This window comes from Halostella pelagica, assembly GCF_004762015.1.
In the GTDB taxonomy this organism is placed as follows: Archaea; Halobacteriota; Halobacteria; order Halobacteriales; family Natronoarchaeaceae; genus Halostella; species Halostella pelagica.
In genome coordinates this window covers 14,409-35,793 of sequence record NZ_SJES01000008.1, presented here as the reverse complement: position 1 = coordinate 35,793, position 21,385 = coordinate 14,409, and the positions used below count along the sequence as shown (strand labels likewise).

The 21,385-nt window shown below is 60.7% G+C and carries 23 protein-coding genes and 1 pseudogene; 20 read left to right on the top strand and 4 right to left on the bottom strand.

The window, feature by feature from the left end:
• Positions 1-145: 145 nt before the first annotated feature.
• The 4 genes from EYW42_RS16300 (at position 146) to EYW42_RS16285 (ending at position 3,071) form a co-directional block, all read left to right on the top strand.
• Complete coding sequence (locus tag EYW42_RS16300; protein ID WP_135536430.1) at positions 146-1,417, top strand: phage NrS-1 polymerase family protein; 1,272 nt, start codon at positions 146-148, stop codon at positions 1,415-1,417.
• 73 nt (positions 1,418-1,490) lie between these two features.
• Complete coding sequence (locus EYW42_RS16295; RefSeq protein ID WP_135536428.1) at positions 1,491-1,937, top strand: hypothetical protein; 447 nt, start codon at positions 1,491-1,493, stop codon at positions 1,935-1,937.
• 157 nt (positions 1,938-2,094) lie between these two features.
• Positions 2,095-2,628, top strand: a complete 534-nt coding sequence (locus EYW42_RS16290; RefSeq protein WP_135536426.1) for a DUF7342 family protein — start codon at positions 2,095-2,097, stop codon at positions 2,626-2,628.
• 8 nt (positions 2,629-2,636) lie between these two features.
• Complete coding sequence (locus tag EYW42_RS16285; protein ID WP_135536424.1) at positions 2,637-3,071, top strand: hypothetical protein; 435 nt, start codon at positions 2,637-2,639, stop codon at positions 3,069-3,071.
• A 120-nt stretch (positions 3,072-3,191) separates the two neighbouring features.
• On the opposite strand, the gene EYW42_RS16280 is transcribed toward EYW42_RS16285, so the two are convergent.
• Positions 3,192-4,910 carry an MBL fold metallo-hydrolase gene (locus tag EYW42_RS16280; RefSeq protein WP_135536422.1) on the bottom strand — a complete coding sequence of 573 codons (1,719 nt, stop codon included), beginning with the start codon at positions 4,908-4,910 and terminating at the stop codon, positions 3,192-3,194.
• Positions 4,911-5,114: 204 nt separating this feature from the next.
• Between EYW42_RS16280 and EYW42_RS16275 the strand changes: the two genes are divergently transcribed.
• From EYW42_RS16275 to EYW42_RS16235, 10 genes and pseudogenes are all read left to right on the top strand, one after another.
• Positions 5,115-5,405, top strand: coding sequence for a hypothetical protein (locus EYW42_RS16275; RefSeq protein WP_135536420.1), 291 nt, complete (start codon positions 5,115-5,117; stop codon positions 5,403-5,405).
• Positions 5,405-5,743 carry a DUF7558 family protein gene (locus EYW42_RS16270; protein ID WP_135536418.1) on the top strand — a complete coding sequence of 113 codons (339 nt, stop codon included), beginning with the start codon at positions 5,405-5,407 and terminating at the stop codon, positions 5,741-5,743. The genes EYW42_RS16275 and EYW42_RS16270 overlap by 1 nt, the downstream gene beginning before the upstream one ends.
• Positions 5,744-6,465: 722 nt before the next feature.
• Positions 6,466-8,013, top strand: a complete 1,548-nt coding sequence (locus tag EYW42_RS16265; RefSeq protein WP_135536416.1) for a hypothetical protein — start codon at positions 6,466-6,468, stop codon at positions 8,011-8,013.
• Positions 8,014-8,039: 26 nt separating this feature from the next.
• Positions 8,040-8,249 (top strand): annotated as a pseudogene (locus EYW42_RS20715) (DUF7558 family protein); the annotation flags it as partial.
• Between the two features lie 94 nt (positions 8,250-8,343).
• Entirely contained in the window at positions 8,344-8,703 is a 360-nt protein-coding gene (locus tag EYW42_RS16255; RefSeq protein WP_135536412.1) for a MarR family transcriptional regulator, read from the top strand.
• Positions 8,700-9,041, top strand: coding sequence for a type II toxin-antitoxin system PemK/MazF family toxin (locus EYW42_RS16250; RefSeq protein WP_135536410.1), 342 nt, complete (start codon positions 8,700-8,702; stop codon positions 9,039-9,041). The genes EYW42_RS16255 and EYW42_RS16250 overlap by 4 nt, the downstream gene beginning before the upstream one ends.
• A 170-nt stretch (positions 9,042-9,211) precedes the next feature.
• Positions 9,212-9,889, top strand: a complete 678-nt coding sequence (locus tag EYW42_RS16245; protein WP_135536408.1) for a nucleotidyltransferase domain-containing protein — start codon at positions 9,212-9,214, stop codon at positions 9,887-9,889.
• Entirely contained in the window at positions 9,879-10,124 is a 246-nt protein-coding gene (locus tag EYW42_RS19945) for a hypothetical protein (protein WP_202613936.1), read from the top strand. The genes EYW42_RS16245 and EYW42_RS19945 overlap by 11 nt, the downstream gene beginning before the upstream one ends.
• 9 nt (positions 10,125-10,133) lie before the next feature.
• Positions 10,134-10,430: a hypothetical protein gene (locus tag EYW42_RS19940; RefSeq protein ID WP_202613935.1), complete on the top strand. Its 297-nt coding sequence runs from the start codon at positions 10,134-10,136 to the stop codon at positions 10,428-10,430.
• Between the two features lie 69 nt (positions 10,431-10,499).
• Positions 10,500-10,829, top strand: coding sequence for a hypothetical protein (locus EYW42_RS16235; protein ID WP_135536406.1), 330 nt, complete (start codon positions 10,500-10,502; stop codon positions 10,827-10,829).
• A gap of 42 nt (positions 10,830-10,871) precedes the next feature.
• Here the strand turns inward: EYW42_RS16235 and EYW42_RS16230 are convergent, their stop codons facing one another.
• Both EYW42_RS16230 and EYW42_RS16225 read right to left on the bottom strand, forming a co-directional pair.
• Positions 10,872-11,684: a DUF6036 family nucleotidyltransferase gene (locus EYW42_RS16230; protein ID WP_135536404.1), complete on the bottom strand. Its 813-nt coding sequence runs from the start codon at positions 11,682-11,684 to the stop codon at positions 10,872-10,874.
• A complete protein-coding gene (locus EYW42_RS16225; protein WP_135536402.1) occupies positions 11,681-12,604 on the bottom strand; it encodes a MarR family transcriptional regulator in 924 nt (307 codons plus the stop codon). Before EYW42_RS16225 ends, EYW42_RS16230 begins: the two co-directional genes overlap by 4 nt.
• Before the next feature lie 740 nt (positions 12,605-13,344).
• Here EYW42_RS16225 and EYW42_RS16215 point away from each other — a divergent pair.
• From EYW42_RS16215 to EYW42_RS16205, 3 genes are all read left to right on the top strand, one after another.
• Positions 13,345-14,241, top strand: coding sequence for a replication factor A (locus EYW42_RS16215; RefSeq protein WP_135536400.1), 897 nt, complete (start codon positions 13,345-13,347; stop codon positions 14,239-14,241).
• Positions 14,242-14,454: 213 nt separating this feature from the next.
• Positions 14,455-15,381 carry a transcription initiation factor IIB gene (locus tag EYW42_RS16210; RefSeq protein WP_006186984.1) on the top strand — a complete coding sequence of 309 codons (927 nt, stop codon included), beginning with the start codon at positions 14,455-14,457 and terminating at the stop codon, positions 15,379-15,381.
• 97 nt (positions 15,382-15,478) lie between these two features.
• The gene (locus tag EYW42_RS16205) at positions 15,479-16,372 is read left to right on the top strand and encodes a biosurfactant protein 1 (RefSeq protein WP_202613934.1); all 894 of its coding nucleotides are present in this window, start codon (positions 15,479-15,481) and stop codon (positions 16,370-16,372) included.
• A 74-nt stretch (positions 16,373-16,446) separates the two neighbouring features.
• Here the strand turns inward: EYW42_RS16205 and EYW42_RS16200 are convergent, their stop codons facing one another.
• Positions 16,447-16,887, bottom strand: coding sequence for a hypothetical protein (locus EYW42_RS16200; protein ID WP_135536396.1), 441 nt, complete (start codon positions 16,885-16,887; stop codon positions 16,447-16,449).
• Positions 16,888-17,259: 372 nt separating this feature from the next.
• On the opposite strand from EYW42_RS16200, the gene EYW42_RS16195 reads away from it, so the two are divergent.
• The 3 genes from EYW42_RS16195 to EYW42_RS16185 all read left to right on the top strand — a co-directional run bounded on the left by EYW42_RS16195 (position 17,260) and on the right by EYW42_RS16185 (position 20,849).
• A complete protein-coding gene (locus EYW42_RS16195) occupies positions 17,260-17,712 on the top strand; it encodes a winged helix-turn-helix domain-containing protein (RefSeq protein ID WP_098727617.1) in 453 nt (150 codons plus the stop codon).
• The gene (locus EYW42_RS16190) at positions 17,709-17,987 is read left to right on the top strand and encodes a DUF7521 family protein (RefSeq protein ID WP_098727616.1); all 279 of its coding nucleotides are present in this window, start codon (positions 17,709-17,711) and stop codon (positions 17,985-17,987) included. The genes EYW42_RS16195 and EYW42_RS16190 overlap by 4 nt, the downstream gene beginning before the upstream one ends.
• A 276-nt stretch (positions 17,988-18,263) precedes the next feature.
• Positions 18,264-20,849, top strand: coding sequence for an efflux RND transporter permease subunit (locus EYW42_RS16185; protein WP_115864527.1), 2,586 nt, complete (start codon positions 18,264-18,266; stop codon positions 20,847-20,849).
• The last annotated feature ends 536 nt before the right edge of the window (positions 20,850-21,385 follow it).

Here is a 21,385-nt window from a genome sequence, read left to right as displayed (position 1 = left end):
AACCAACTAGTATACACTGGGTTCCATCCGCAGAACGGTGCGGGGACAGGCAGGTCGGACAGCATATCAATTATCGGCAGTCGTATCGGGGTTATGATATAGTTTGTTCGGAGGATTCAGTCGGTGGTCCTCGGAGAGATCAACGATGAGTTCTGACACCTCTATTGACACAGCAGCGCTGCCAGCTAGCTTGCGAGAACGCGAGCAGTGGGTATGCTGGAAAGAAGAAGAGCGCGATGGCAAACAGACGAAGATACCGGTGACGCCAGGGATAGGAGCATTCGCCTCGTCGACGGATCCAGATACGTGGGCCAGCTTCGAGACGGCACTTGAGTACGTCGAAACAGGGAATGCTGATGGCGTTGGCTTCGTCTTTACTGACGATGATCCGATTGTTGGCGTGGATCTCGATGACTGCCGCGATCCCGAGACCGGGGACGTCGACGACGCGGCGCTGGACATCATCGAGCGACTCGACTCCTATACGGAGATTTCGCCATCCGGCACCGGCCACCACGTGCTCATCACCGGAGAGCTACCGGAGGGCCGAAACCGCCGCGGGAGTATCGAACTGTACGACACCGCGCGCTTTTTCACCGTTACTGGCGACCACGTCGCCGAGACACCCACTCACGTCGCGCGCCGACAAGACGCGCTCGGGGCAATCCACCGCGAGTACGTCCAAGACACTGATAGCGATGTGAAGTCCGAGTCCGAGCAACGTGGCGCTACTGACGAGCAGTCAGAAACGAACGGTGGAGGCGGGGTTGACGTTGACCTCGAGGACGAGGAGCTTCTCGAGAAGGCAACGAACGCATCGAACGGGACGAAGTTTGAGCGGCTCTGGAACGGGAATACGGTCGGATACGATAGCCAGTCGGAGGCTGACATGGCCCTGTGCTATCTGCTGGCGTTCTGGACCGGCGGCGACCACACGCGGGTAGATCAGCTCTTCCGCCAGTCAGGGCTTCTCCGGGAGAAGTGGGACGATGTCCACTACGCCGATGGATCGACGTACGGGGAGAAGACCATCGAGCGAGCGATTGCGAACACCTCGGAGTTCTATGATCCGGACTCGGGCGACCAGTCCACGCAATCCCACGTCAGTTCAGGCACGTCGACTACGGATGCCGGACGTGACGACTCGAACCGGAGTCGCGCGTATTTGATCGAGAAGAACCGACTATTGACCGACCGTGTCGACGAACTCGAGGCAACGCTCGAACAAAAGGAGGACCGTATCGACACACTCGAAGCAGAGATCGAGCGGCTCACGGAAGAACTCGCAGATCGTGATCGGGAGACAGACCGGACCCACGAAGAGCAGCTCGTCGATGCTGGTGAGGGCGATGACGGGTCCGAGACAGCGTCCGTGTGGGGCCGGACAAAACGGTTGTTCGGGAGTGGCTCCGAGTAACGGCGAGACCGCGACGTAGCGTTTATCCTCCCCGTGAGGGGTGACGGGGTTTCGAACTGCCCCGAAGCAACGTATGCATTCTGAGCGACAGCATCAGCGAGACCGTGGTATCGACCGAGCACCAGCCCATCACGACGCATCGACATCGCCCTGGTCGAATCTTCGCCTGTCCGTCCCGAATACCCGAAGTGGCGAATCGATCGTCTCGTTCGTCGAGTGCGTCCTTGTCGAACTCACCCACGAAGAGGTCGGTGCAGAGTACGTCTCCGCGAACGTGTGGGGAGCGAAACGAACGCAGTTCATTGCCGTCGACGATGTCGGGGAAACGTTCCAGAAACGCCACTACGACGAGCGCCTCGGGTGGCACGAGTCGACAGTCAGACGGCAGGCTGTTCGCGAGGATCTTATCACCCGACTCACGCGGTCATCATCGCTGGCATCGGATCGCAGTCACGACGCCTCAGTCGACGATACGGATACGTTTAGCGTCAAACCAACTCGAGAGCGCCGACGGGATTGAGCCCGTCAGGTTAACCAACATTCGCGCCGACCTTCTGGAGTTGTTGGTTAATATGGTGTTCCGCTCAACTTTACCCAGCGGGTAGCCCATGCGCCGCGTTGACCGGGAAACTATTCCCTGAAGCAAGAACTATATCCATCGGGGCACAAGAACACGTATGGTCGATTCAGAATCCACGAATGGACCGCCGCCGTTTGAGGACGCCTTCAGCGGCGAGGACGTCGAACAACGCATCTACGGGACGGTCCTCCAGACCCGCGAGCCCGCCACCGCGAGCGCGATCACGGAGCGCGTCGACTGTGACCCGAAGACCGCCCGGAAGTACCTCGGCTGGTTCGCCGACCTCGGCATCGTCACGCGCCACGACGGGCATCCGGCCACCTACGAGCGCAACGACGCGTACTTCGAGTGGCGACGCATCAACCAACTCGCCGCGGACCACTCCGTCGAAGAGCTACAGGCACGCGTCCGCGAGCTGACGACGCGAATCACCGACTACGAAGCGGTGTACGACGCCGCGACACCTGCCGCGGTCGACGCCGTCGCCGTGGCGGAGGGGAGCGACGAGCAGACGATCGACGACGTGTACAGTGACCTCGGCGACTGGGCAACCGCTCGGGAAGAGCGCGAGCGCTACGAACGCGCCCGCCAGCAACGCGCCGGTACCGAGGGCGAACAGGCCTCCGGGTAGGATTAGCGATGGTACCGCCAGCTGGCGATGGGGGCAGCCCTGCCCCCATCGATCGCCCGATCCTCGAGTTTCTACAGACGCGTCTCAGAGGCACGAACCAAGTCGAACAGGCGACCATCACGGACGCGAGCGGTCATCTCGAACTGTACGTCCGGTTCGCGTCGCCGTACTATCCAGCGACCGTCGACGAGGCAACCCTGACTGTCCGCTGGTACACGAATGACGATTTCAAAATCCACTATCGGGAGGTACATCCGGAGCGTGCCTGGGAGTGCCGGTGGGACCGTCACCCGAACCCCCACAATACGCGAGACCACTTCCATCTCCCACCCACCGCCCCGACGCCCGGCGACGACGCCTCGTGGCCAACCGACCATCGCGACGTGCTAAGACTCGTCCTCGACGAGGTCGAAGAGCGAATCACCCAGTTGTGGGACGAGTAGGTGGCCCAGCAATCGCGACCATTCGGTTTCGCCGAACAGCGTACGCCGCACGACGATGCTCACCCATCTCGGTGACGGTGCGGCCATCCTCCCCGTGCATGAATCGACTCGTGGGTTCGATTAGCTCTCACGGTCAGCTTGCCCGGCAGCGTTCTCCGAGACCACCTCGTCTTGAAGCAGCACGCGAAGCCGCTGGCCATGTTCGAGGTGTTCTGGCGGGTTGTCGAGTCGAAGCAGGAGGGTGTCATCGCCAGCATCGACAACCCGAGCACCGATCCCTCGCTCGGTCACTGCCGTTTCAATTCGCTCGAGCCGAGCGTCAAGACTCGTGAGTGCCGTCTCGATATCCGATTCATCGGTCGTCCCCGGCCACTCACCGGACATCCCGTCGGCCCGCACACCGTCTGTGGCCGCCGTACTACCGTCATCATCCTGCTGGTCGCCACGGGCGCCGTCCGGCGGCTGTCCCACGCGTCCGGTGGGGAGCCGATCACGAAGCCGCTCCAGGTCGAGGCCTTCCGCACCGAGATCGACGTCATCAACGCGCGTGACGTTCGGGAGTGGCATCTCCACGTCACCTACCGCGTCGCCGAGCAGCCGCCCACTCGTGTTCGTTCCGGCCTGCACGCGGCGAGTTGTCGATTCCGTCACCCACGGCGGCGGTGTCCAGCCCGACTCATCCAGTAACGTATAGCAGGCCGTGTCGTCGGTCGCCCAGACGAAACTATCGTACTTGTCCTTGTACTGGTCCGCGGCCGCACCCTGTTGATGGGTGATGACCACGTGAACTGGCGAGAGGCCCTCGACGACACCGTCAAGAGTTTCCGGAGTGGGGTGATCGCTGAGCGAAAACTGGTGAGTCGTACACGCCGCGCTCGTCACCGGAGAACTCCCGCCGTTGATGAGCTGGACGAGTGTTGCCCCAGGGTCGTCCGAAATCGTCTCGAAGAGCCGTTCGGCGCTCCCGTCAACCGGAACCTCCGGCCCGGCAATCGTCACGCCGTCCGCCGCCAGTACATCCGTTGGGTCAGCAAACTCGGGTGTCGCCTCGACGTTCGGCACGGTATAGTCGAGGCGGTCGTAGAGTTTTGCGACGTGGCCCACAAGCGTGATCGGCAGCGTCTCGTCCCGGTGATCGGCCAGATGCCCGAGAAGATACGCCATCTTGAGCCCGGTCAGGCCACTGGCCGTCGTGAGAACCGTCGAGCCAGCCCGGACGCGTTCACAGATCGTGGCGACAGCGTCGGTGAGCGTCGATTCATACGCCTCACTGGTTGCGGCCGTGAGTACGAGAACATCGACGTCCACGGGCAGGTCGGGATCGAAGCCGGGATAGCCGGCAGCGCGACGGTTCGTGAAATCACCGGTGACGAGAATCGTTCGTCGCTCGTCGCCGTCAGTGACGTCGAAGAGGAAGCCCGCTGCGCCCGGCGTGTGCCCCGCCGGAACAGGATGCACACGGAGCCCTGGAACGACCTGTGTCCATTCTGCAATCGGTTCCAGTTGCTCGAGCACGCGGTCTGTATTCGATAGCTCGTAGTGGTCCGCGCCTGCTGCGAAGACGTCTTCGAGCATCCGGGCGGTATCAGTGGCGGCGTACACTGGTGCGGCGTGGTCGAGGTTCGTTCCGAGCGACTGGTAGTGATCGAGATGAGCGTGCGTCAAGCAGACCGCGGAGAGATACTCATTGGCGTCCTCGTCGAGGAGATCGGCAGTCGACACGTTCGCTCCAGCATCGACGAGCACGCAGACTGTTTGGTCGGCGAGCAACCCATCAACCCGGAGGAGTACGGACTCGCGCCCGGAATACGGGTTTGCGTGCTGGAACTGGATCTCCATCGATACGTCTCTCTTCAAAGTGCGATAGTATATATCATCTCTTCTTATTTGGAGCAAACAACGTCGCCGAGCTGGCAGTAAGAACAGCGAAGGACGGACCAGGCGCTGCACGGTGAGTTCACCGAATGACGACCGCCGCAGTGGGGTTTATCAGCGCCGAGAGGCGCGCGGCGCGCTTAAACACGTGCCCTCGCGTGACTTCCAATGACAGATCCAGACCCAATCGACAACACAACAGACGATCACAATCGGTTTGAGGCGGAATTGGTAGCCCAAGACCGAGATGCTGCACGGATTCAGACCGACGACGTCGACGAGGCAACAGCCAGACGACTCGTCGCAGATTGCATCGATAACGGAGTGGTCATTCCGGTTGCGGAGGAGCGAGTACTCGTCCATACGCCCAGTGGCGCTGCGTTTGATTCGATCAGACAACTGGCTGTCTTCCATCGAGGCTGGACGGCCGCTCGCGACGCCGGCGAGGAGACGGCCTGATGCAGCAGACGCTTGCCGGCTGTGCCTTCTGCGACGCACTGCCCGGCGCCGAGGCCGGTGAAGCCCATACCTGGGGGAAAGAAGAGCGAGTCACCCACCCAATCTGCGTCGACTGCGCAATTCAGGCGCGACCCAATCCCGATGAGCGCGATCACTATGCCTGCGACGGGTGTGGACTCGTCGTCGACGTACTCGCGGCCCTCGCTCGGTTCCGTGTGGAACTCGGCCATCTCGAGGGACCGCTACAGCTTTGTGCTCGCTGTAGTCCCGGCGGGCCTGCGACGTACTGGACGCGTAATCTCGATGAACATCTCGTCGCTGGTTCCGACTCCGGATAGACTGACATCACCATTCCCTACGGATTCGAGATACCATACACTGAATACCATATGGGGGGCCAAATCAAAGAGCAGGTATGACCGGAGGTATTTGGGAGAGCGCGCTTGAACAGCTACCTCCCGACCAGCATTCATGAGTACGTGGATTATTGACGCCCGGGGCAGTGTGTGCGAGCAGTGCGACGAGTCCTACCGGTCACTGTCACTTCATTGGTCACGGAATCAAACCTGTTCGTACCCGTCAGTCGAGGACTCTCTAGGGACCGATTCGGGGATGCCTGTTAGGTGATGGATCGCTCGATGCGCCGAATACTGGACCGCCAGCCCTTCGAATCTCATCAATGCGCCGTGACCACATCGAGTAGCTTCACGACTGTCTCGGTTGGCTCTCCCGAGGCGTCACGAGAGATGGTCGCGACGCCTACCGTCTCAGGACGATGAGCCATCCAGTATTTGGGGGGTACTGGACGTGGCAAAGATCACCGCCAACGGAGGGGTGGCGATTAAGCCGTGGGATGGCTCGAATCTGGTACGCCTGTGACGGGAGTCTCGAATGGCCCGGTGGATCGACCCGGCCGCGAGTCCAATGGACGATTTCCGAGAAATGCATCGCCGTGTCGTCCGGGTTGGTGACGTGACCACTTGTACCGACGTATGCAGACCCTGAAACCACCGTTTCAGCCTACACAAAGTACTTTTGACTGTTGTCCGACGCGTCCAGTATGCGCCGCCGAGCCTTCCTCGCATCCGTCGGACTCGCCGGACTGAGCGGATGCACCGGCATCCTCCAGTCCTCGCCCCAGTCCACGACGACCCAGCAGACGAGTATGACCACCACGACCGACCACCCGGACACGTCCACCGACGAGCCGACCACGTCCGCGAGCGACGGACCGTCATCGATGTTCGACGCGACCATCGTGGACCTCCAGACCGGGCCGCGAACATACGCACTCACGCCCGGAAGCTACCACACGCCTGACGACGGGCGCATTCAGGTAGGATTCTCGCAGACCGCGACGAGCGACCACCCCGCGACGCTCAAGGCGTCGCTCACCAACGAAAACGAGTACGCGAACACGTTCGACATCCACTGGACGCCGCCGTTCGGCCGACTCACGAGTCGGATTCCGCACCCGTTCGGCGACGAATTCGCTCACGGCGACTGGACGTACCGCGCCGGTCTCGTGCTCGCGCCGACCGAGAACCACGACCTCGTGGAGGACGCGCCCGCGGTGGAACTCTCCTCGGACGGGTACTGGCGACTCGCTGACGGAGTTAACCAGTGGCTCCCGGAGCAGGTCCGCCTCGATGCCGGCGAGACGGTGCACGGAGAGTACGTCGTCGTCGGGAGGGGCGAAGGTGTCGGTACGGGGAGACCAACGGGCGTCTATGAGTTCCGCGGCATCGACGACGCCGGCCTACGCCTCGCCGTGTGGCACACGGACAAGCCCGGACCGACAGCTGAATCACGGTTCGCGGGCACCGACGTCCCAGCCATTTCCGAAGAGGTTCGCACCCATTGGTATCATGACGCCGACGCGTCCACGCCCGTGTACGTTCACCCGAGCACAGAGCGTGCCAGCCTCCCGGAACAGGTCGCGTTCACTGTCGTGAACAAGAGCCGCGAGGCGGTCGGCTGTGGTCACTGGAACCTCCATAAGCTCGTGGACGGGGAGTGGTTCCACGTCGGCCCCCGGGTACACACATCAGATTGCCGGATGTTGCCACCGGGTGGCGCGAAGACGTGGACGCTGAACGCGTACCACGGCGAGGCGCTTCCGGAAGTCGACGCCGGCGGCCTCGGCGGGAACTACGGCTACCTCGGCGGCGGTCGGTACGCCGTCGTCGCGGGCTACGGGAATCCCGCGGACCAGAGCGCAGCCCTCGTCGAACTCCGCGGGAACCAGGTCCGCGTGCGGCCCACGGACGACGTGACCAGCGAAATCGACCGGCGTACCGTGACTGTGACCTCGCCCCGATATGGCGACGGCCAAGATCCGCCGGACGCAACGCTCACACTCGAACCCGTGGCGTCGGCGGACGAACGACTCATCGCGGAGCAGGTGATGCCGTCAGGCGGACTTCGAATTAGGCCATCACCCGTTCGCGGTCTCCGGAACACGCTCGGGTTCCGCGGGCCGAACATCGACGCTGTCGTGTTGCGGACTGACGCGGATGTCGCGGACGCAGCCGTCGGCTACGAGAGTGACGCGCGTCGCTTCGAGTTCCGCGGTGACGCGTACGAACTGACGATGCAGACCGAGTAGGTAGTCGCCCGATGTCGCGGATGCGAATAGAATCTCGGCGGGATTCAAACGAACTCGTTTACCACGCCTGCGACGGCTGTGGACGCATCGTCGATACGCTGCCGGCACTCACATCCTTTCGCGTCGAACTCGGCCACCTCGACGGCACTCTACACCTCTGTGTCCGCTGTGGTCCTGGCGGGCCAGCGACTTACTGGGCGCGCACCCTCGACGACCACGTTGTCGAGTCAGGATGAGTACCCCGGGGAAAACTGTGAGGGCGTGTCGACAGCCTGTTCTAGACCAAAAATACGCCGATATACCTAATACGCTCGGCGACAATGAATACATATGCCAATCGACGTCGAGACATTCGAATCAGCCCCCGAGGACCGACTCCAGAACGGCGGCGAAACGAACGCTGAGCGAGTTATGCGCTTCCTCGCTGCGCATCCCGACCAGGCGTTCATGCAGAGCGAGATCCGCGATGCAACCGACGTGAAAGCCGGGAGTATCAGCGTCGTGCTCTCCCGCCTCGAGGACCGGAACCTCGTTCGACACAAGGGCAACTACTGGACACTCGGCGAAGACGAAGACATCGCAGCGTACAGCAGCATGCTCGAGAGCACGCGCGCTGCGAACGACCGCTTCGGCGAGGAGGATATGGATGAATGGGTGGAGCACGCCGTCGACGATGAGGATCAGGAATGACCTATCAGCGCGGTGATGTCGTCTGGGGACCAGATCCGTTCAAGTCCGCTGAAAATCCGCGCCCATGGCTAATTCTCAATAACGACGCACATCCATTCGGTGAGGAGGAGTACATGACAGTCACGCTGACCACGACACCACACGACGCAACCGTCCCGATCGAGTCGGCCGACTGGGTCGAAGGCGGAATGCCCAAGCAGAGTTACGCGTCTCCCTGGGCGGTCGCCTCACCGAAACACGCCGCGATCGTCCGCCGACAGGGCCGGTTGCAAGAGGACTTCGTCCAGACCGTCATCGAGACGATGCAGACGTATCTCGACCCACCGACAGACTCCTAGTAGCGACGCGTTCTACAACATCCGAGAGCGGACAGAGAATCCCGATTACGCGTCGGTCGCAGATGTGTGTAACAAGAAGTACCCTCCGAAGATTACCTAGATTGCACCGCTAAGATTCACGCGAGAGCTGCTCCCCTAGTCTACATAAGCCCTAGCGCGTAATTCTATCCATGGGTAGCGAACGTATCCAGAGGGATGCATCACTCGAGCTGCCAATCCCCGTCCCGTCCACGGATCTCTTCAGTCACAAATGCACTGGTGAGATTCTTGCACTGCTCGTCGACAATCCATATACAGCGTTCGGGATTCGGGATCTGAGCCGAGCGACGGACCATCCCCACCGAAGTATTTCGTCGGCTGTCGATGACCTCGAGGCGGTCGACTTCGTCAATATCGAGTACGCCGGGCGGAAAAAGCTCGTTCGCATCACTCGCAGTCGACTCAACAAGCCCGACGATCCAATTATTCAGATTCCACAGGACGAGTTTCACGCCCCGGTCCGGGAACTCCTCACGAGGCTGACGGACAACGTCGACGACATCCACGGGATCGTCCTCTTTGGCAGTGTTGCCCGTGGGAACGCCGACCGACGAAGCGATATCGATTGTTTCGTGCTCGTCGACGGCACGAAAGCAACAGCTCAGCAAACCGCCCATGAACTGACGTCGGAGTTGAGCGAGGAAGCCTTCGCTGGTGACCGCTACAAATTCCACGTCCTCGTCGAATCCGTCGAGAGCGCACGCCGCTACGGGGATCGACTGCGCGAGATTTTCGCCACCGGACTCACACTCAAAGCGTCCGAGACCCTCACACAGCTCAAAGAGGAGGTGCTGACAAATGCACGATAGTTACGTCGACGAAGCGCTCACCGACGCCGAGGCAGCCTTTCAGCAGACCCGTGGGCGAACAGGTGAAACCGATCTGGATGTCTCTGACGCCGCCCTCGTCCAGCTACGGAGGGCCTGCCGACTCCTCGAAGCAGCACGAACGCTCCGCGAGCAGAATGGGTACTATACCGTCGTCATCGAGGTGTTCAAAAACGCTCCGCGTTTTTGGCAGCACGAAAATCTCCGATTTCCGTAGACATCGTTTGTGGCCGTCGAGCGCAGCATCCAGTTCTATCTCCTGCACCGCGAACATGCATCCGGGGAGGACTTACGCTACGAACATACGACGGTATACCAGCAAGGCGGAGAGGTGAATCTGTTCAGCGAGGAGTTCGCCGATCGCCTCACCCAGCTCTGGAAACAGAATCGGGCTGACGTGTATTATCGCGAGGCGGTCGCCAGCGCCGAGCAAGTCGACGCGATGTTGTCGCTTGCCGACGCAGTCCACCGATATATTCTGGAGTATGCGTCACTACAGCACGAGTGCATCTGTTCGCAGTAATCCGTGTGAGTACCTCTCACTCCAGAGAAATCGATAATACCGAAGGACTGCCGGATACGGCCAGACCGAATGACGGATACCGATGCACTCTACGACGTTCGTGAAGCAACAGGGAATTCAGCCCACCCCTCAGTGAACGATGTCTGTGAGTTAGTGCTTTACCGAGCGGCGAGTCCTCGTGACGACCATCAGGATGCACATTTCGATGAGGCCATGGCCGAGATCGTCGATCGGTATGATGCAGACACCGTTCGAACCGTCATCCGCCGTATCCTCGTCGAACACTACCCGTTTCGCACAGCCACGGTTGACCTCGATATGCGTAACTTCGATGGCGTTCGGATCGGCACAACTGCCGGCTGGTTCCTTCGGGAGTTAAACACGGAGCAAGACAGCTGAAACCGCCTCTCAGTAACGCTGTGAGTCCCAGTAGTTCCGCCGTTAGATCGTTGTTGAGCGACGTTCTATGTGCTCATCAGTCACCGTAACCGCATCTTTCTCCTCGAGACGATTCAGGATATCCTGTAGCCCAGCCGTGGAGTAATCAAGGTCCTGCTGCAGGGCGGGCATCGATTTCGGTTCGTCGAGGGTGTGAAGCACTTCGAGCTCCTCGTAGACACGCTCTGTAATCTCCGCCACAGGGTCGTGCAGGGGTGTCCTCACGTTGTGTTGTTCGGTGAGATCAGTCAACGCCTCGTTCACGTAGGTCACGAACAGTTCTTGGTCTAGCAGTTCGATCTGCGCGGCGAGTTCTGCTTCGACGACGTCGAAATCGAGGCCAGTCTGCATCAATGAAAACATGTCCTCGATATCGTCCACTCGTCCGGCAACCGCTTTGAACAGGAAGATGTCTTCTGGGCTCACGAGTTCGACCACAAGATTCCCCAGGTCGAGATACCGCTCGCTCCGCTTGCGAATCCCTTCAGAGAGGACCAGTTTGTCGATTACCTGCTGATTGAAGACGTCGATACGACACCCGTCCTCATTCTCGAGGATTCGCTGGGCACCGAGTTCTTCGTATTCGTCATCCGGTTCCCGAACGATTTCGTATCCAAGTTCGAGTAGTACTGCCTGGAGCTGTCCCAGATCCGCGCCGGACGCGACGATGAGATCGATATCTTTGGTCGTGTCCTTGAGCCCACGGAACGCCATTGAACCACCGCCGATCAGAAAGACGGTAAGCGGTTCATCTAGCTGCTGGCCGATACGCTCGAGTTCCGAGCGAATATACGAACTGTCGAACCGCGCCCTCATACTGCCACCCCGTAGTCCGCAGCCAGTTCCTGAAACTCCTCCCACTCGGGGAGTCGAGACGTTCGCTGCTCACCGCTGGTGTCGAGATACGTGAGAAGGTCCTCGACGAGTTCGTCAACGCCGTACGTTACGGCTTGGTCACGCAACTCGTTACGGTCGATGTCGACGTGGCTGACCAAGAGCAGGCAGTACGACTGGGCTCGCGCTCCCGAATCAATCACGAGCATGTGACAGCACAGCGTCGCCGGCGAGAGCTCACTCGCCGTCTCTGAATAGAGGTAGTATCGGCGGTCGCGTGCCAGGAGGGGCAGGTCGTACGTCTGAAATCGCTCTGGCCCGGTCGGGACGAAATTATCGTCGGTAATTTCGTCGACCGTCTGTACGAGGAACTCGTCGAGCGACTCCCAGAGGATGGTGTAGGTGTCGGTGTGCTGTTCGACGGTCTGGCGGTGAATGTGATGCGCGAGTTCCCGAGCAAGTGTACTCAGTTGTTCGAACCCCTCGTTCAGTGCATATGCATCGTCGTCAGTCTGGTAGATGATCCCTCGATGCTGGAGTGGATCGAGGGCGCGATGAACGGTACTCCGGTGGACGTCGGCGCGGCGTGCCAGGTCCGTTGCGGCACGCGGTGTATCGAGATAATAGAGGACGCGGAGCGTCGCGCCCGACAGCAGTTCAGGCCACTCGATGTGGGAATACGCTTGGGTGATGTCTGCGAGGAGTTCGAGTGCTTTTGCGTCCGATGGTCGGACCTGCTTTGTTTTGCCGTGCCGATGCGTCTCGACGAGCCCGGTCGCTTCGAGACGATCGACGAGTTCAGATGTGTAGCTGAGACTACGGTCGAGCTGGGTTGCGAGTTCGGAGACTGTCTGCTCACCGTGGAGAGCGGTGAGGGCGCGGATCTCGCCTTCCGTGAGCATTCTGTTGCATAGTTACGAATCTATATTTAAATAACTTCGTCATCTCGCAACGAGATGCGGCTGTTTCAGCTGAGACTAGTGGGTGAGCAACAAGATGAAAGCCCTCGTCCGCTCGGCATCCCGCGACCGCCGCTGCGCTCCTCGTGCCTGCGGTGCTAGCGGGGTCGGGGGAGGACCGAGACGGCCTCGCCCTTTCTGAGTCCACCAGGATGGCGGCTAGTTCACCGAGCGTCGAATTCGGTTGGACGGGTGGTTTGTAACGGCACGCCCCGCTCGCCGCGTTCCGCCCTCCGCGTCGCTCGCGACAGACCATTCCGGGCATGCGGGCGCTCCCCGCACCGCGAGCGCCCGTTCCGGGCTAAAGTGAATGTGCCTTCGACGCCAGCGGGTATCCCCGTCGGTTGCGCCCCTTGCGGGCTTTCGCGTTCCAGCGCTTTGTGCCGCTGCGCGCGGCGAGCCACCCCGCGGGCTCGCCATGCTCCCGACAGTCGCCCTGGACACGGTCCCGCGCATCAGGCCGGACACGAACGGGCATATCCCGCTGGACGCTTGCTCCGGGCGGGCGGCGCGCGGTGCTGGATGGTCGGCCTCCTTGGGCGCGCTCTCGCTCGCGCCCAGGGGCGCTCGCGAAGGCGCGAGCGAGAGCGCGCGATGGGTGAGTTGGTCGTTGTGGACAGCCACGGCTGGAGAGTCGTGGTGTCGGAAGAAGACGCCGAGTGAGCGCCTTCAGAGATTCTGCAATGTCAAGTAAGAACGTTACCAGTGATGTAGTTTCGGTTGATGAACAGGCATTCGAGAAACACGATGAAGCGGACGTCGACGAGGATGGCTTCGAAGTCGTCGATGAGACCCCGGAGTTCCAGGCGACGGTCGACATGGAAGTACAGGCGAAGGTCGATTCAAACCATCCGGACGCGCGGGTCGAGGAAGGACCGGATCACATGTTCGGCAAGACCCTCGAACAGGAAGAGCGCATCAAGGCGCGGGAGGCTGAGCTGGAGCGCATCAGTGCCCAGGCCGAACTCGGGACGCAGGAGGGTCGGGAGAAGCGAACGCGAGATATCGCAGCAAAACGAAGTGCGAAGCGGCGGACGGAGTTCCAGAAGCGGCGAGCGAGCGTGGACCCGCTGGCAGACCCAGAACGGGCTGACCCGCGTGCAGAACTCGAACAGGAGGAGTTGGCAGCGGTGAACGAACAATCGATGCGGTTGGCCGAAAAGCTGGATGGATGGTCGCGGGCGGCGATCAGTCGGCGGCTGGCCGAGGCGGTCGTCACGGGGAAAGACATGATGAGTGCGGTCGTCGGGGTGTTCGAGGAGTTGCAGACGGCGCCGGGCCAGGTGATCCCGATTGGAAAGGTCGAGGACGTGAACCGACAGGAGGTGAGCATCGAGGGTCGTGTCAAGGTACTTTGGGAACCGTCGAGTCCGGCCATTGCCCAAGTCGGACTCATCGAAGACGATAGTGGGAAAACGAAGGTGACGATCTGGGAGAAATCAGATGCTCCGTGGATTGAAGAAGGAGAGCGTGTGCGGATTCACGGGGCGGCGCGGAACTGGTATCAGGGGCGCGTCTCAGTGGCCCTGACCGGGTGGAGCACCGTGCTATTCCCCGAGCGCGGTCAGTGGTGGGAGTAGTCGGCTAACGCAGCTCTCTTTTTTGCTAATGCCCGTTCACCCGCTTCCCGCCGCCCCACCCAACCTCCACGTTCCGGGCGGCTCACAGAGCCGCCGGGCTTTCGCCACAGCATCCCACTGCGCCGGCTCCGTACCGCTAGGTGTTTATCTGCCCCTAACGGGTGAGGGGCGCTCTAAGAGGCGCGATTCATTGTACTGTCCCTCGTGAGAATCATGGCAACCAAAGAGATCTACGAGACGACGTTCGACGAAGATGTCCAGACTGACTCAAGTGCAAAACAGTGCCCCGAATGTGACGGCCGGGTCACCACCAATGCGGTCGAAACCGTCTGTGAAGACTGTGGCCTGGTTGTCGACGAGCAGCGCATCGACCACGGGCCTGAATGGCGAGCATTCGACGAGGACGAACGTGAACGGACGGGTGCGCCGCTGACTGCGGCGCGACACGACCGAGGCCTATCGACCGAAATCGGGCATGGAACGGACGCAAACGGAAATACGCTCTCCGGACGGAAGCGCCGGCAGGTCGCACGGATGCGCCGGGAGCAGACTCGTGGGCGGTTTCAGTCGAAAGCCGAGCGCAATCTCGCACACGGTCTGGGTGAGGTCCGCCGGATCGTGAGCGCGCTCGAGCTGTCCGAGACGATTCGTGATCAGGCGTGCCAGCTCTTCCGGAGCGCTCAGAACGAAAATCTCCTGCTGGGCCGGTCGATCGAAGCGATGGCCACCGCGAGCGTCTACGGCGCCTGTCGGTGCGACGGGCTCTCACGAACCCTCGATGACGTTACCGATCCGGCGCGCGTTGAGCAGTCGCGCGTGACGAACGCGTACAAGACGCTGAATACGGAACTCGGCCTCCCGGCCAAGCCTGTGACGCCCAGTGCGTTCGTCCCGCGTTTGGCCTCGGAACTCGATGTCCCAGATCAGATTCGGCAACGAGCACGGAGGTTGGCGGAGGATTCTGAATCAACGGGAGTCACTACGGGTGTCTGCCCGTCAGGGTTCGCCGCGGCCTGCCTGTACAAAGCGGGGTGCGAACAGGGCCAGTTGCTCTCACAGTCGGACGTCGCAGAGGTCGCGAACGTTTCAACCGTAACCGTCCGAACTCACCGAGACGCGCTGGACGGACTAGCTGTCTAACGACGCTCCTTTTGTTGATTTGCGTGTCTGTAGTGGAATTGGCGTAAGAGCAATCATTTAAAAATGAAGACGAAGCATGTTGCGACCAGACTACTCTATGACCGGACGTTACTCTGACTGCGAAGAGCTCCGGCCGCTTGGCGAAGCGACGCATATCCCCGACGACAATCTCTCCACCAGTAGTGACGGAGAGCCCCGACGTCAACGAACAGGTAAAGCCCACACAGGCTATCCAGACCCCACGACAGCAACTGCGGCCGAGTGTACCTCCTGTGGGACATCGATCCCCGCTGGCCAGACGAAATGCCGGTTCTGTCTCACGAATCATCTCGATGCAGTCACCGATGGCCAGGACACCCCTGATTCGGAGTGTGATATCCTCCACATCATCCACGTCTTCGTCGAGTCGCGGACGTTCTACGGCGCCGTGGCAAAGGGATCTACTGCGGCCGCTCTTCTCGCGAAATCGGCTTCCGACCCCGCGGTCGACAACTGCCAGCTCATCGACGACCTCGACGAGGAACCTGTAGCGCAGCTTGCCGACCAGTGGCCCTCGCTTCCTTCGGCGGCACGGGTCTCATCGGAGTGCGGCGAGCAGCTGCTCGCGGCAGCTCGTGAGCGGACTACGTGGCAAGGCACAACGCAGTCGCGTCACGACGGCGAGCGCGCGACGTTCCTCTATGACGAAAGCGGGAGTGGGATTCACGACGAGGAGCGTCTTGTGACCCTTCGTGAGGACGCAGACGACGATGTCTGGCTGGTGCCGGCGATTGCACTCCAGCGATCCGTCACCGACTCCAGTACCGGGAGACCGCGACACGAGAGCCCGAACAGAGGTCACCTCGAGTGTCGAGAGTGCGACCGAAAAACCGAACATCGATTCCGCGATTTCGAAGTCGTCCCTGACGATGAATGGACCGGCCAGCCACTATGGGAGTGCCAGGTGTGTGGAACGCCTAGATACGGTCCACACCCTGCCGAGAAGGCTTAATCGTGCTAGTGATGCCAGATACGTCCAGGTCTGCCCGTTCAAATGGACTCTCGATAGCGAACGGTGAAATCAGTTCAGAGAAGCCCAGCGACGATGAGGAGTGCTATCGAAACAACACTCGCAGTCAGAAACCACGGTCGCGCTGCCGTCGCTGCAGTTGCCGCCGATTGTTCCGGTGGAAGGCCGGTTAGCTGACGGAAGCCACCGTAGAGCACTATTGGAAGGACGAGCCACAGGCCGACCATTGTCAGGACGAGATGCCCCCGCCCGGTCAATTGGAGGGATTCGGCGGTGTAGAGCGTTCCTGCAAGATGCCCACCGGTGAACAGCAGTAGCAGCACCGAGGCGATCGTGAGATACGAGAATCGACGGCCGATAAGAGCCAACGCCTCCTCTCCGAGCAAGTCTCTACGAGCTGCAGGGAGCACAGTGCCTGCAACCAAGAGTGTACCTCCGGTCCACAGTGCAGCAAAAATAGTGTGGATAGTCATAACAACGTCGAGCATCGTCGCCATTACTGACCCTCCATACTCAGGCACGATCTTTGTCCAGTATCCGCGTTGTCGTCAACAGATTCACCAGCTTCGAGGATCATGAGTTCGGTTCGTTCTTTCGGCCGGTAACGGTATCTAGCCATCATTCACCCAAATCTGTGACAGCAGTAGATAAACAACGATGGAACTGTCCCAGAATGTGGGATTGGAGACCGAGCGGCGGAGATCAGACCAGTATTCGGCATCGACTCTACCCAACTACGTATCGGACGTTCTGCTAGTCCAACGATCTGGGAACACCCGATACCCCTATACACCCATAGTCGTAAGACAGAGCTAACTGACAGCGTACCCGTCTCGGAGTCGAGACGACCTGGAGAATGCGATATTCGAATGACTGAGGAATTCATCGACCCAAACCGGCTCTCGCTCATCCCATCACGGTCGAACGCGACTCAGACAGCCACCAATATGGTGCAGGATCCCTCGACGGATGACGACGATCCGCCCGTTTCAGCAGTCCTTCAATCGCTCGAAGACAGTAAATGCAGAGCGATACTCACGACATTGACCGAGCCGAAATCCGCAACCACACTCTGCAACGAATGCGAGTTGCCGAGTTCGACAGTGTATCGCAAACTTGAGCGACTCCGTGAGGCCGCTCTCGTCAAAGAGTACACTGAAGTCCGCCGTGACGGACCGAACGCCACGTTGTACGAACGGGATTTCGCGGATATCTCGATCAGCATCGACGACGACGAATTCACCGTCTCCGTCGAACGACCAGACGAGGATGCCGAGGACCGTATGGCGACGTTCTGGTCCGAGATGAAGAAAGAATCATGACGGACAGTATTATCATCCTGCTCGGCATCGTCAAAATCGCTGCATTAGTCCTCGGGGGTATCGTCTCCCTGTTAGCGTATCGAGCCTATCAACGAACGCAGATCGAGGGACTCCAGTACTTCGCAGTGGGTCTCATGGTCATCACCATCGGGACGTTTCTGGTCGGGATCCTCCACCACATCTTCGGCATTCCGAGCGTCCAGGGAATGCTCTTTGAGAGCCTCATCGCTTGTGGCGGTTTCCTCGTCATGATATACGGACTCTACGGTCAGTAGCCGCGGCTACTCGATCGGTTGGAACCACTCAGAGACTATTCCATCCAGCCCACCCACGCCGTCTGTTTCATTCAGAGTGGCCTGTTCAGTTGTCTAGTTACGAAATCGTTTCCAGAGAGTAACCGAACTTCGCGGTTGTCCCACGTTGTGGGAGACCTCCATCGTTCCATATGAGGCACACACGGAGAGTGTGACAATGAACGAGTCGAATACACCAGTCCGTCAGCCAACCTCAACGCCACAGCCCACGCGAATACGAAGCGGTGTCGGTGACCAATGAAACGGAATTTGCCGTCTCGATACGCGGACGCGCTCGTCTCGCGGAGCAAACTCATCATCGTCCTGTTGCTCGTCCTCACGGCGATCGTCGGCGCTGGCGCGGTGGTCGGCACCAGTGAAGACGGTGCGATCGGTCAGGCAGGCATCGACTCCGAGGAACAGGTAGCACTCGAGGAGATCGAATCGACGTACGGAACGGACGATGCGGTGGTCACACAGATCGTCGTCAAAGACGAAGGTGGAGACGTCCTCACCCGCGAGTCGTTACTGCAGAGCCTCCGACTCCAGCAGGAGATACGGGAAACCGAAGCCATCAATACGACGCTCCGAGCGGAGTCGGGGCTCCGCGGTCTCGAGAACATCGTGGCGACTGCGGCCTACTTCGAAGCCCGAACGGCTGGGAGCGGGACAAACGACACAGCCTCCACCGGTCGGAACGGGCAGCCACCAGCGCCGACACTCGACCAACAGATCGAGGCGCTCGAATCACGCTCAGACGAGGAGGTTGATGCACTACTCACTCGACTACTCAATTCGGATTCGACCGCCCCTGACCGTGACCCGACCACATTCCTGCCGTCGGACTACGAACCCGGCGCAACGAGCGCCGACGCGAGACTGACACTCGTCTTCCAATCCGACAACAGTGGCGGCGCTAGCGGAACGCCCCAGGAGGCGTCCGATGCGCAAGTGGCTATCGCCTCCCTGGTCGACGAGCGCTTCGACGACGCCGACGCGTTCGTCTTCGGACAGGGCATCATCGACGAGGCGTCCTCGCAGGCCATCGGCGACAGCTTCCTCATCATCACCCCCGTCGCTCTCGTCCTCCTGCTCGTCGTCCTCGGTATCGCGTACCGCGACGTGGTCGACGTGCTCGTCAGCCTGTTCGGGATCGGCATAGTGATGGTGTGGCTCCAGGGTATCCAGGGCTGGCTCGGAATCCCGTCCAGTTCGATACTCATCGCCGTCCCGTTCCTGCTCGTCGGGCTGAGTATCGACTACTCGCTCCACGTCGTCATGCGCTATCGCGAGGCGCGAACGGGGGAGCTCGACGCCGATTCCCAGTCCGATGGCCGACGTGACCCGACCACTGCGATGCGGGTGGGGGTCGCCGGTGTCGTCGTTGCGCTGGCCGCTGCCGCGTTCTCGACCGGCATTGGCTTCTTCTCGAACTACGTCAGCCCGCTCGGGTCGATACAGGACTTCGCGCTCCTGAGCGCGGTCGGCATCGTCGCGATGTTCGTCGTCTTCGTGGCACTCGTCCCGGCCGTCAAACTCGAAGTTGAACGACTCCTCGCTCGACTCGGGCGTGACCGCCAGCAGTCAGCGTTCGGGGTCGGCTCAGGGCCGATTCGCCGTGTGCTCTCGGGTACTGCGACTCTCTCTCGACGCGCACCGATCGCTATTCTCGTCGTCTCACTGTTGTTGGCTTCGGCAGGTGCTTACGGTGCGACGGGCCTGGATACGGAGTTCAATCAGGCGGATTTCCTGCCGGAGGATGCCCCAGAGTGGATGGAGTCGCTTCCGGAACCGTTCGCCCCCGCTGAGTACGACGTCCGAGAGGATCTCTCGTACCTGAGCGACAACTTCCGTCAACGCGGGCAGGGTTCGGAGGCCCAGATACTGATACGCGGGAACGTGACCGCGCCGGCAGTGCTCACTGCAACCGACAATACGTCTCAGTATTCGAGTCGAAATGGAACGATCGCCATGCAGTCGGACGGCACGGCCGCTGTCGAGAGTCCGGCGACTGTCCTCCGGTCTGTCGCCGCCGGGAATCAGACGGTCGCCGCCGCGATTGACGCGCGAGACTCGGATGGTGATGGCCTCCCGGACGAGGACGTCGCGTCTGTCTACGACCTCGTGTACGGCGCCGCTCCCGACCGGGCGTCGACAGTCCTCTATCGTACCGAGAACGGGTCGTATGCGACAGCCAGGTCACTCGTCGGTGTGCAGACCGACGCGGCCGCCCAATCGATCGCCACCGACGTGCGGCAGGTCGCCACAGGCATCGAGGGGAACGCACCGGTGACAGCCGTTGCGACGGGTGGGCCGATCATCACTGCTGTCGTCCAGAGCGCCCTGTTCGAGACGCTCGTCGAAGGATTCGCCGTAACGCTGGGTGTCATCCTGGCGTTTCTCCTTGGCCTGTACTGGTGGCGGTACCGCGCGCCAGGGCTCGCGGTCGTGGTGCTCGTCCCCGTCCTCCTCGCGCTTGCGTGGTTGCTCGGCACGATGGCACTGCTCGACATCCCGTTCAACAGCGAGACTGTCGTCATCACGAGTTTGGCGATCGGGCTCGGCGTCGACTACAGCATCCACCTCGGTGAACGATTCGTCGACGAGCGTGAGCGCCGAGCGTCGCTCGACGAGTCGCTGGTGGCGGCAGTCACAGGGACTGGCGGTGCGTTGCTGGGGAGTGCAGCGACGACGGCTGCGGGCTTTGGCGTCCTCGCACTCGCGCTCTCCCCGCCGCTCCACCGCTTCGGCCTCGTGACTGGGTTGAGTATCGTCTTCGCGTTCGTGAGCTGTGTCACCGTGTTACCGTCTCTCCTCGTAGTCCGAGAACGATACCTCAGCTGAAAATAGCCGCAATAGAGTCACAATGGAACCGGTGATTCATTCGCTATGTACCGCCTGACGGCGTCCTCGTGTCTCCAGACCACAAATCGGTTCAGGTACAGCCGAGTGAGCTCTGGTGACCCAAGCGACGACGACCTGCGCACGTACAATAGGTTGTTCTACGCCGAAAATCGGCGGAGGCGTACACATGGACCCACGAAACACACCTGGTTATCGGATGCACCGCACGCTCAGCAATCTCATTGATATCGACGTCGATGAATTGGATCCCGCCAATCGGGAGCGAATCGACGCAGCGATGAGAATCCTGGAGCAAGTGAATCTCCTTACTTGACCAGCCGCCACGGGGGACGTTGGCGGCCACATAGTATCCTGATACACGACCCTCGAGGAGCGGTTCTTCCTGGTTCGTCTCAGGATATGTTTGTTATCCCCTGAAGGAGGTGAGGAGCAGGGGAACGTCCCCAGGTACAACTCATGCCAACACTCCAAGCAGCGACGATGTCGACGTCGTTCCGAACATCGACCTCCGGTAC

Excerpts from the sequence above, each read along its gene's own strand:
- EYW42_RS16210 (WP_006186984.1), top strand. The coding sequence starts at position 14,455 with ATGGCAACCAAAGAGATCTACGAGACGACGTTCGACGAAGATGTCCAG.
- EYW42_RS16230 (WP_135536404.1), bottom strand. The coding sequence starts at position 11,684 with ATGAGGGCGCGGTTCGACAGTTCGTATATTCGCTCGGAACTCGAGCGT.
- EYW42_RS16300 (WP_135536430.1), top strand. The coding sequence starts at position 146 with ATGAGTTCTGACACCTCTATTGACACAGCAGCGCTGCCAGCTAGCTTG.
- EYW42_RS16250 (WP_135536410.1), top strand. The coding sequence starts at position 8,700 with ATGACCTATCAGCGCGGTGATGTCGTCTGGGGACCAGATCCGTTCAAG.
- EYW42_RS16235 (WP_135536406.1), top strand. The coding sequence starts at position 10,500 with ATGACGGATACCGATGCACTCTACGACGTTCGTGAAGCAACAGGGAAT.
- EYW42_RS16270 (WP_135536418.1), top strand. The coding sequence starts at position 5,405 with ATGCAGCAGACGCTTGCCGGCTGTGCCTTCTGCGACGCACTGCCCGGC.
- EYW42_RS16275 (WP_135536420.1), top strand. The coding sequence starts at position 5,115 with ATGACAGATCCAGACCCAATCGACAACACAACAGACGATCACAATCGG.
- EYW42_RS16255 (WP_135536412.1), top strand. The coding sequence starts at position 8,344 with ATGCCAATCGACGTCGAGACATTCGAATCAGCCCCCGAGGACCGACTC.
- EYW42_RS16295 (WP_135536428.1), top strand. The coding sequence starts at position 1,491 with ATGCATTCTGAGCGACAGCATCAGCGAGACCGTGGTATCGACCGAGCA.
- EYW42_RS16265 (WP_135536416.1), top strand. The coding sequence starts at position 6,466 with ATGCGCCGCCGAGCCTTCCTCGCATCCGTCGGACTCGCCGGACTGAGC.
- EYW42_RS16215 (WP_135536400.1), top strand. The coding sequence starts at position 13,345 with ATGTCAAGTAAGAACGTTACCAGTGATGTAGTTTCGGTTGATGAACAG.
- EYW42_RS16185 (WP_115864527.1), top strand. The coding sequence starts at position 18,264 with ATGAAACGGAATTTGCCGTCTCGATACGCGGACGCGCTCGTCTCGCGG.
- EYW42_RS16290 (WP_135536426.1), top strand. The coding sequence starts at position 2,095 with ATGGTCGATTCAGAATCCACGAATGGACCGCCGCCGTTTGAGGACGCC.
- EYW42_RS16190 (WP_098727616.1), top strand. The coding sequence starts at position 17,709 with ATGACGGACAGTATTATCATCCTGCTCGGCATCGTCAAAATCGCTGCA.
- EYW42_RS16205 (WP_202613934.1), top strand. The coding sequence starts at position 15,479 with ATGACCGGACGTTACTCTGACTGCGAAGAGCTCCGGCCGCTTGGCGAA.
- EYW42_RS16280 (WP_135536422.1), bottom strand. The coding sequence starts at position 4,910 with ATGGAGATCCAGTTCCAGCACGCAAACCCGTATTCCGGGCGCGAGTCC.
- EYW42_RS16285 (WP_135536424.1), top strand. The coding sequence starts at position 2,637 with ATGGTACCGCCAGCTGGCGATGGGGGCAGCCCTGCCCCCATCGATCGC.
- EYW42_RS16225 (WP_135536402.1), bottom strand. The coding sequence starts at position 12,604 with ATGCTCACGGAAGGCGAGATCCGCGCCCTCACCGCTCTCCACGGTGAG.
- EYW42_RS19945 (WP_202613936.1), top strand. The coding sequence starts at position 9,879 with ATGCACGATAGTTACGTCGACGAAGCGCTCACCGACGCCGAGGCAGCC.
- EYW42_RS16245 (WP_135536408.1), top strand. The coding sequence starts at position 9,212 with ATGGGTAGCGAACGTATCCAGAGGGATGCATCACTCGAGCTGCCAATC.
- EYW42_RS16200 (WP_135536396.1), bottom strand. The coding sequence starts at position 16,887 with ATGGCGACGATGCTCGACGTTGTTATGACTATCCACACTATTTTTGCT.
- EYW42_RS16195 (WP_098727617.1), top strand. The coding sequence starts at position 17,260 with ATGACTGAGGAATTCATCGACCCAAACCGGCTCTCGCTCATCCCATCA.